Genomic DNA, 9,176 nt, shown 5'->3' with positions numbered 1-9,176 from the left:
ACCTCCACCGCCGCATGCAGTCACACCCACGCTGGCGGCCAACACGGTCGCGGCCATCCAGAGCGGCTTGGGGCAGCCGCCCACGGTCTTTTGCTTCATGATTTCTCCCTGATGTTTTTGAATTGCAGAAACTGCACGTCAAGGCTACAACCAGTCACACCTTGTCAATGAAACGTCACACCTGCGAATCGCAGTACTTGTTCACGCTCGCCCGCGTTCTTTCGTCTTGCCAGGAACTCCCTTGAAGCTCTTCCAGCGCGCCCAGCGCTCCCTGTTCGGCGAGATCCTCGACTGGATGCTCACGCCGCTGCTGCTGCTCGTGCCGGTGAGCATCGGCGTGACGTGGCTGGTGGCGCAGGGCATCGCCAACGCACCCTTCGACCGCGCGCTGGAGCACAACGTGAAGGTGCTGGCCGAGCTGGTCACGGTGAAGCAGGGGCAGACGCACTTCGTGCTGTCGCAATCGGCGCGCGAGATCCTGCGTGCCGACGACGCCGGCCACATCTACTACCAATTGCTCGACGGCCACGGCACGCTGCTGCACGGCGAGCGCGACCTGCCGCAGCCCAACGTGGACGACCCGCCCGGCACCAACGTGGTCCTGCTGCACAACAGCACCGTGCACGGCCAGCCGGTGCGCGTGGCCTCGCTGTGGATTCCCAGCGGCAGCGAAGAGGTGCCGCCGTCGCTGCTGCAGCTGGCCGAGACGCGCGAGAAGCAGGCGGTGCTCGCCACCGAGATCATCAAGGGCGTGCTGCTGCCGCAGTTCGCGATCCTGCCGCTGGCGGTGCTGCTGATCTGGCTGGCGCTGGTGCGCGGCATCAAGCCGCTGTCGGTGGTCGAGGCGCGCATCCGCGAGCGCCGCCCCGGCGACCTGAGCCCGCTCGACGAGTCCTCGGTGCCGCTCGAGGTGGTGCCGCTGGTGTCGTCGGTGAACGAGCTGCTCGACAAGCTCAACGACTCCATCTTCACGCAGAAGCGCTTCCTGGCCGATGCCGCCCACCAGCTGAAGACCCCGCTCGCGGGCCTGCGCATGCAGGCCGACCTGGCACAGCGCGAGGGCGCCAACGCCGACGAGCTCAAGCAGTCGCTCAAGCAGATCGGCCGCGCCAGCGTGCGGGCCACCCACACCGTGAACCAGCTGCTGTCGCTGGCGCGCGCCGAGGGCACCAGCGCCATGACGCACTGCCAGCCCTGCGACCTCGCGCGGCTGACCATCGAGGTGGTGCGCGAGGCCGTGCCGCGCGCCATCGAGAAGCGCATCGACCTGGGCTACGACGGCGTCCAGGCCGGCGCGCCCGGCGTGATGGTCGACGGCAACCCGACGCTGCTCAAGGAGCTGGTGCGCAACCTGGTCGACAACGCGCTCAACTACACGCCCTCGACGCCCGAGCGCCCCGGCGTGGTCACGGCGCGCGTGCTGGCCGATCCCTTCGGTCACGTGCAGCTGGTGCAGGTGGAGGACAACGGCCCCGGCATCGCCGAGGCCGACCGCGAGCTGGTGTTCGAGCCCTTCTACCGCGTGCTCGGCAACGAGGCCGACGGCTCCGGGCTGGGCCTGCCGATCGTGCGCGAGATCGCCAACCAGCACCGCGCACGGGTCAAGCTCGAAGACGCGCACCCCGGCAAGCATCCGCCGGGCGCGCTCTTCACCGTGCGCTTCGAGGAGGCTCCGTCGGAATGAATCCGCTCGACACGCTGCGCCAACGCTTCCTGGAAATCCGCCTCGACACCGACGTGTCGGACATGTTCGACTTCGGCGCCGATCTGCTGGAACAGGATTCAGCCGAGGCGCTCGCCTTCCACTACACGCTGCTGCACGACACCGGCATGGACAGCGAGCTCTACGACTGGCTGTGCCGCAAGTTCGGCGAGCGCGGCGACGAAGCCGAAGACCACCTGCTCGCGCAGTTCGACCGCGAGCCCGACCCTGCGATGCAGGCCACGGTGCTGCAGCTGCTCGGCGGCTTCAAGTACCGCAAGGGCCGACGGCTGAAAGAGACGGCGGTCCTGGCGCGCGCCGCGCTCGCGTCACCGCACGACGAGCTGCGCTGCAAGGGTCTGTGGGTGATCGGCTGGCTCGGTGGCACGACCGACATCGCCAAGGTCGTGCCGCTGCTCGCGCACGACGCCGTCGCCACGAACCGCCGATGGGCCGCGAGCGCGCTGATGCAGATCGTGTTCAACCGCCGCAGCGCCGCACCCAAGGCGCTCGAGCCCTTGCGCCAGGCGCTCGACACCGAGACCGATCCGGCCGTGCTGGGCGGCATCCTGGTCGCGGTGCAGGAAATCGCGGGCAAGAAATTCGGCCTGAGCTCGAGTTCACACGAGCCGCCCTCCGAAGAGAAACTGCAGGCCGCCTTGGCCAAGGCGCGGCGCATGTTCGCGCGCGCGGCTGCTGCCTGATCCGCTCAGGGCGCGGGCGTGCCCGAAGGCTTGGCCTCTTTGCGGATCTGCACCCACTCGGGGTGAATCTGCCGCGCCATGCGCTGCGGCTCGCGCTCGTCGAGCGCCGCGGGCGCGAGCCCAAAGCCCGCCAGGTCGCCGCGCGTCCACAGCCAGTAGCCCGCGTTGGCCGCGAGCAAGGCGATGAGAACCAGGCGCAGCTTCATGCCCTCGCTCAGAACGACATGCCGCGCGGGCGCACGCTCACTTCGTCGCTCGAGATCAGTTGCAGGCCGGCGTCGGTGCGCACCTGCAGCTCGCCGCCCCAGGCCACGCCTTCGCACAGGCCCGCGGTGCCGTCGCTGAGCGTCACCTCGCGCCCGCGCAGCACGTCGCGCGCCGCAAAGCGTTCGGCAAAGGGCGCGAAGCCCTGCGCCTCGAAGGCGAGCACGCTGCGCACCAGCGGCTCGGCCAGCGACAGCAGCACCTCGGGCGCGGACGCGTCGGGCTGCCACTGGCGCAGCCAGGCCGGCGGCGTGCGCATGCCGTCGCCCTCGCGCGGGCCGATGTTGATGCCGATGCCGACCACGAGGTAGCGCGCGGCATCGGGCCGGGCGGTCTGCGGCATCGCCGTTTCGATGAGGATGCCGACCAGCTTGCGGTCGTTCACCCAGATGTCGTTGGGCCACTTGAGGCCGACCTGGTGCGCGCCCGTCGGGTCGAGGCTTTCGGCCACGCTCACGCCCACGGCGAGCGACAGGCCCGACCAGTCGGCCGGCGCCAGCGGCATGCCCAGCGAAAAGGTGAGGGAGGCGGGCGCCTCGGGTTGTTGCGCGCTCTGCCAGGGGCGGCCGAGGCGACCGCGCCCCGCCGTCTGGCGCTCGGCCACGAGCAGCACGGGGTCGGTGCGGCCGGCGCGCGCGCGGCGCATCAGCTCGGTGTTGGTGGAATCGATTTCTGCCACGGCCTCGACCGCGAAGCCGGGCAGCAGCGGCGTGACCGTCGCGGCGATCCGGTCTTCGAACCAGGCGCTGGCCGGCGTCGTGGCCATCGTCAGTCTCCGGCGGCGGCCGGGGCGTCGCCCTTGGACTTCTTCTTGCCGTCGGCCTTTTTCTTGTCGGCCTTCTTGTCCGATTTTTTCTTCTCGGCTTTCTTTTCAGCCTTCTTCGCTTCCTTGGCCTCGGCCTTCTTCTTCTCGGCTTTTTTCTTGGCCTTCTTCTTTTTCTTCTTGTCTTTTTCCTCGTCCTCGTCCTTGGGCGTCAGCAGCGTGCCGCGGCACATCTCGGAGCCGCACCAGCACGGGAACTCGGACAGCAGCTTCTCGGTGTACGGCTCGTCGATGATCAGGCCGTAGTCGTAGTTCAGTTCCTCGCCGGCAGCGATGTTTCTCAGGGCCTTGATATAAACGCGCCCATCGACTTCGTCAGCCTCGCAGTTCGGCTCGCACGAGTGATTGATCCAGCGCGCGTCGTTGCCCTTCACATTGCCGTCGATCACGCGGCCGTCGTCGATGTGGAAGTAGAAGGTGTGGTTCGGCTGGGTCGGATCGTGCGGATGGCGGCGCAGCGCCTCTTTCCAGCTGATGACCTCACCCTTGTATTCGATCAGCGTTTCACCTTCGGCCAGGTCCTGCAGGGCGAACACGCCGTTGCCGTGGACGTCCGAGCGGCGCATCTGGATGCGCCGGCCACCGGAGCGCGTGGCGGCGGACCGCGCCTCGGGCTCGGTCACGGGGGCGGCTTCCTTGTCGCGGCCGGCGGAAAGTGGGGATTTGGAAGGCATCGCCGAAGTCTGTTAGGTTGAATATGCACACATGCGTGTGCGCGCGTGCGCACGCGGAAGCCGCAGAGTATAGAGAGCCCTCAGATGACAAAGACTTTGGTAATCGCAGAAAAGCCGTCGGTGGCCCAGGACATCGTCCGGGCCCTCACGCCGGTGGCCGGCAAGTTCGACAAACATGACGAGCATTTCGAGAACGACACCTACGTCGTGACCAGCGCCGTGGGCCACCTGGTCGAGATCCAGGCCCCGGAGGAATTCGACGTCAAGCGCGGCAAGTGGAGCTTCGCCAACCTGCCGGTGATCCCGCCTCACTTCGACCTCAAGCCGGTCGACAAGACCAAGACGCGCCTGAACGCCGTGGTCAAGCAGGCCAAGCGCAAGGACGTGACGCAGCTCATCAACGCCTGCGACGCGGGCCGCGAGGGCGAGCTGATCTTCCGCCTCATCGAGCAGTACGCCGGCGGCAAGAGCCCACTGGGCAAGCCGGTCAAGCGCCTGTGGCTGCAGTCGATGACGCCGCAGGCGATCCGCGACGGCTTCGACGCGCTGCGCACCGAAAAGCAGATGCAGGGCCTGGCCGACGCCGCGCGCTCGCGCTCCGAGGCCGACTGGCTCGTGGGCATCAACGGCACGCGCGCCATGACCGCATTCAATTCGCGCGACGGCGGCTTCTTCCTCACGACCGTGGGCCGCGTGCAGACGCCCACGCTGTCGGTGGTGGTGGAGCGCGAGGAGCAGATCCGCAAGTTCGTTTCGCGCGAGTACTGGGAAATCCACGGCAGCTTCGCGGCCGAGGCCGGCCAGTACCCGGGCAAGTGGTTCAACCCCGACTGGAAGAAGGCCAACGCGCCGCTCTTGGCCAACGGCGAACCCGATGCCGAGCAGCGCGCCGACCGCGTGTGGTCCGAGCAGGAAGCCCGCGCCATCGCCGACGCCTCGCGCGGCAAGCCCGCCACGGTCACCGAAGAGAGCAAGCCCACCACGCAGGCCTCGCCCGCGCTGTTCGACCTGACCTCGCTGCAGCGCGAGGCCAACGGCCGTTTCGGCTTCAGCGCCAAGACCACGCTCGCGCTGGCGCAGAGCCTGTACGAACGCCACAAGGCGCTGACCTACCCGCGTACCGATTCGCGCGCGCTGCCGGAAGACTATCTGCCGGTGGTCAAGCAGACGATGGAAATGCTCGCCGGCAGCGGCATGAAGCACCTGGCGCCGTTCGCGCAGCAGGCGGTCGACGGCAACTACGTCAAGCCCAACAAGCGCATCTTCGACAACGCCAAGGTGTCGGATCACTTCGCCATCATCCCGACGCTGCAGGCCCCGAGCGGGCTGAGCGAGGCCGAGCAGAAGCTGTACGACTTCGTGGTGCGCCGCTTCCTGTCGGTGTTCTTCCCGAGCGCCGAGCACCAGGTGACCACGCGCATCAGCACGGTGGAGCAGGGCGGCAAGAAGTACCCCTTCCGCACCGACGGCAAGGTGCTGGTCAAGCCGGGCTGGCTCGCCATCTACGGCAAGGAAGCCCAGGACGACGAGAAGGAAGACGACAAGGACGGCAAGCGCCTCGTGCCGGTGAAGCCGGGCGAGATCGTGCAGAACGAGTCGGCCGACCTCAAGGGCCTGAAGACGCGCCCGCCCGCACGCTATTCGGAAGCCACCCTGCTGGGCGCCATGGAAGGCGCCGGCAAGACCATCGACGACGACGAGCTGCGCGAGGCCATGCAGGAGAAGGGCCTGGGCACGCCAGCCACGCGCGCGGCCACCATCGAAGGGCTGATCGCCGAGAAGTACATGCTGCGCGAAGGCCGCGAGCTCATCCCGACCGCCAAGGCTTTCCAGCTCATGACGCTCTTGCGCGGCCTGGGCGTGGAAGAACTCTCCAAGGCCGAGCTCACGGGCGAGTGGGAGTACAAGCTCGCGCAGATGGAGAAGGGCGCGCTGAGCCGCGACGCCTTCATGCGCGAGATCGCCGAGATGACGGAGCACATCGTCAAGAAGGCCAAGGAGTACGACCGCGACACCGTGCCGGGCGACTACGCCACGCTCGCCACGCCCTGCCCGAACTGCGGCGGCGTGGTGAAGGAGAACTACCGCCGCTACGGCTGCACCGGCAAGAGCGGCACGGGCGAGGACGCCTGCGGCTTCTCGTTCGGCAAGTCGCCGGCCGGGCGCACCTTCGAGGTGGCCGAGGCCGAGCAGCTGCTGGCCAACAAGCACATCGGCCCGCTCGAGGGCTTCCGCTCCAAGGCGGGCTGGCCCTTCACCGCCGAGATCATCCTCAAGTACGACGGGGAAGAAGCCAAGAACTGGAAGCTCGAGTTCGACTTCGGCGACGACAAGAACGAAGACAGCGGCGAGATCGTCGACTTCAGCCAGCAGGACACCGTGGGCCCGTGCCCGGTGTGCGGTGCGCCGGTGTTCGATCACGGCAGCAACTACGTCTGCGAGAAGTCGGTGCCGACGAACGAGCAGCCGACCCCCAGCTGCACCTTCAAGACCGGCAAGATCATCCTGCAGCAGCCGGTCGAGCGCGACCAGATGGAAAAGCTGCTCGCCACCGGCAAGACCGACCTGCTCGACAAGTTCGTGTCGATGCGCACGCGCCGCGCCTTCAAGGCCTTCCTCACGTGGAACGCCGAAGAAGGCAAGGTGACCTTCGAATTCGCACCGCGCGAAGGCGGCAGCAAGTTCCCGCCACGCAAGACCTTCGGCAAGCCGGCCGCGAAGACCGCGGCGGCCAAGAAGGTCGCGGCGAAGAAGACGCCCGCCGCCAAGAAGGCACCGGCCGAGAAGAAGGCAGCCAAGCCGCGCAAGCCGGGCGCGGGCCTCAAGCCCAGCGACTCGCTGGCCGCGGTGATCGGCGCCGAACCGGTGGCGCGCACCGAGGTCATCAAGAAACTGTGGGACTACATCAAGGCCAACAACCTGCAGGACGCGACCAACAAGCGCGCGATCAACGCCGACGCCAAGCTCAAGCCCGTGTTCGGCAAGGACCAGGTGACGATGTTCGAACTCGCGGGCATCGTGGGCAAGCACCTCTCGGCGCCCGACGCGGCCTGACGACGCATGCAGCGCCGACACCTCGCCACCGCCCTGTGTGCAGCGATGCTGCTGGGCGGCGCGGGCCTGACCCAGGCCGCCGCGTGGCCTGACAAGCCCGTCAAGCTGGTCGTGCCTTTCCCACCCGGACAGGCCACCGACATCTTTGCCCGCGCGCTCGCCGAACAGCTCGGCAAGCGGCTGGGCCAGCCCGTGATCGTCGACAACAAGGCGGGCGCGGGCAGCAACATCGGCACCGAGTTCGTGGTGCGCGCGCCGCCCGACGGCTACACGCTGGTGGTGGCGGGCAGCGCGATGGCGGTGAACCAGACGCTCTACGCCAAGCCGGGCTTCGACCCGCGCAAGGACCTGGTCGGCATTTCGCTGATCGCGAAGGTGCCGCTGGTGTTCCTGGCCACGCCCGAGAGCGGCATCCGCACGCTGGCCGAGCTCACGGCGCGCGCCAAAGCCGAGCCCGGCAAGCTCAGCTACGCGAGCGCCGGCATCGGCGGCACGCAGCACCTGTCGGGCGAGATGTACAAGTCGGCGGCGCATGTGTTCATCACGCACATTCCGTACCGGGGCAGCGGGCCGGCGCAGGCGGACTTCCTGGGCAACCAGGTGCCGCTGATGGTCGACTCGGTGACGGCCGCGCTGCCGCACATCAAGGCGGGCAAGGCGGTTGCGCTGGCGGTGACTTCCGCCACGCGCTCGTCGCAATTGCCCGAGGTGCCCACCGTGCGCGAAAGCGGCGTGGCCGGCACGAAGAACTTCGAAGCCGTGGGCTGGCTCGGCCTGATGGCACCGCGCGGCACGCCACCCGAGGTCGTGGCCCGGCTGAACCACGAAGTGACCGACATCCTGAAGAGCGAGCAGATGGCGCGCTTCATCCGCGACCGGGGCTCCGAGCCGGCGCCGACGACCGGTGCCGAGTTCGACCGCTTCGTGGCGAGCGAGATCGGGCTCTGGGGTGCGGCAGTGAAGGCTTCGGGCGCGAAGCCCGAGTAACTTCTCAGGCCGGCGCAGCCAGCGGCAGCGCCGTCGCTTCCCCGCTGCGGTCGACCTCGGCCAGCAGCCAGTGGCGGAAATGATCCAGCGTGGCCAGTTGGCCACGCCCCTCGGGGTAGCAGAACCAGTAGCCCTCGCTGCCCCGGTAGCCGCCGTTGGGCAGCGGCTCTTCCACCAGCCCCGACGTGATTTCGTCCTGCACCAGGCAGCGCGGCACCAGCGCCACGCCCATGCCGGCCATGACGGCGCGGATCATGGTCTGGAACTGGTCGAACTGCAGCCCGGCCAGCGGGTCGAGCCCGCGCACGCCGTGCGCCTCGCTCCAGTGCAGCCACGACTGCGGCACGCTCACATGGCGCAGCAGGGTGCAGCGCGCCACGTCCTGCGGCGTGCGGATGGCGGCCTCGGCCTGCGCGGCGCGCGGGGCGATCAGCGCCACGTCCTGCCCCGCGAGGTAGTGCGAGCGCGCGCCGGGCCAGTGGCCGTCGCCGAACAGGATGGCGCAGTCGAGCTCGGGCCGCTCGAAGTCGTAGCCGTGCACGAAGGGCACGAAATGCAGCGTGATCTGCGGGTGCCGCTGCTGGAAGTCGGGCAGGCGCGGAATCAGCCACTTGGCGCCGAAGGTGGGCAGGGTCGACAGGTGCAACGCACCGCCGCCGTCGCCACTGGTGATGAGCTCCAGCGTGGCCGCTTCCAGCTGCGCCAGCAGGGCGCGCACGGCCTTTTCGTAGCGTTCGCCGGCCGGCGTGAGCGCCAGGCGCTTGCGGCTGCGCTCGAACAGCGGCGCGCCGATCCAGCGCTCGAGCTCCTGCACCTGCTTGCTCACCGCGCCCTGCGTGAGGTGCAGCGCCTCGGCCGCGCGCGACACGCCGCCGAAGCGCACCACGGTGGAGAAGGCACGCAGCAGGTTCAGGGGCGGGTTGAGGCGTCGCAGCGGCATGGGGGAGCCCATCAAGTCATTCCAGATT

At 68.5% G+C, this 9,176-nt stretch carries 8 protein-coding genes; 4 read left to right on the top strand and 4 right to left on the bottom strand.

Translation table 11 applies throughout. The annotated features are described in order from the left end of the window. The first annotated feature begins 241 nt into the window (after window positions 1–241). Together AC07XP_RS29450 and AC07XP_RS29445 are read left to right on the top strand one after the other, a co-directional pair. Window positions 242–1,684 (top strand): sensor histidine kinase, encoded by a 1,443-nt coding sequence (locus AC07XP_RS29450; RefSeq protein ID WP_062480377.1) that lies wholly within the window; start codon window positions 242–244, stop codon window positions 1,682–1,684. After that, a complete protein-coding gene (locus AC07XP_RS29445) occupies window positions 1,681–2,406 on the top strand; it encodes a HEAT repeat domain-containing protein (protein WP_495266658.1) in 726 nt (241 codons plus the stop codon). Before AC07XP_RS29450 ends, AC07XP_RS29445 begins: the two co-directional genes overlap by 4 nt. A 5-nt stretch (window positions 2,407–2,411) precedes the next feature. Here the strand turns inward: AC07XP_RS29445 and AC07XP_RS29440 are convergent, their stop codons facing one another. From AC07XP_RS29440 to AC07XP_RS29430, 3 genes are read right to left on the bottom strand one after another with little or no spacing between them, the layout of a single operon-like run. Beyond that, window positions 2,412–2,612: a sporulation protein gene (locus AC07XP_RS29440; protein WP_159274165.1), complete on the bottom strand. Its 201-nt coding sequence runs from the start codon at window positions 2,610–2,612 to the stop codon at window positions 2,412–2,414. Window positions 2,613–2,620: 8 nt separating this feature from the next. Further along, window positions 2,621–3,436, bottom strand: coding sequence for a biotin--[acetyl-CoA-carboxylase] ligase (locus tag AC07XP_RS29435; protein WP_495266657.1), 816 nt, complete (start codon window positions 3,434–3,436; stop codon window positions 2,621–2,623). Between the two features lie 2 nt (window positions 3,437–3,438). After that, entirely contained in the window at window positions 3,439–4,167 is a 729-nt protein-coding gene (locus tag AC07XP_RS29430; protein WP_390347754.1) for an SET domain-containing protein, read from the bottom strand. 84 nt (window positions 4,168–4,251) lie between these two features. On the opposite strand from AC07XP_RS29430, the gene AC07XP_RS29425 reads away from it, so the two are divergent. Next, the gene (locus AC07XP_RS29425) at window positions 4,252–7,221 is read left to right on the top strand and encodes a DNA topoisomerase III (protein WP_070063301.1); all 2,970 of its coding nucleotides are present in this window, start codon (window positions 4,252–4,254) and stop codon (window positions 7,219–7,221) included. Window positions 7,222–7,227: 6 nt separating this feature from the next. Continuing rightward, on the top strand, window positions 7,228–8,208 hold the full coding sequence (locus AC07XP_RS29420; RefSeq protein ID WP_495266656.1) for a Bug family tripartite tricarboxylate transporter substrate binding protein: 981 nt from the start codon (window positions 7,228–7,230) through the stop codon (window positions 8,206–8,208). Window positions 8,209–8,212: 4 nt separating this feature from the next. Here AC07XP_RS29420 and AC07XP_RS29415 read toward each other — a convergent pair whose 3' ends face one another. Then, complete coding sequence (locus AC07XP_RS29415; protein ID WP_489060574.1) at window positions 8,213–9,148, bottom strand: LysR substrate-binding domain-containing protein; 936 nt, start codon at window positions 9,146–9,148, stop codon at window positions 8,213–8,215. Window positions 9,149–9,176: the final 28 nt, after the last annotated feature.

The sequence above is a fragment of the Variovorax sp. GW531-E2 genome, from assembly GCF_059423125.1.
This window is presented reverse-complemented; position numbering and strand designations above follow the sequence as displayed.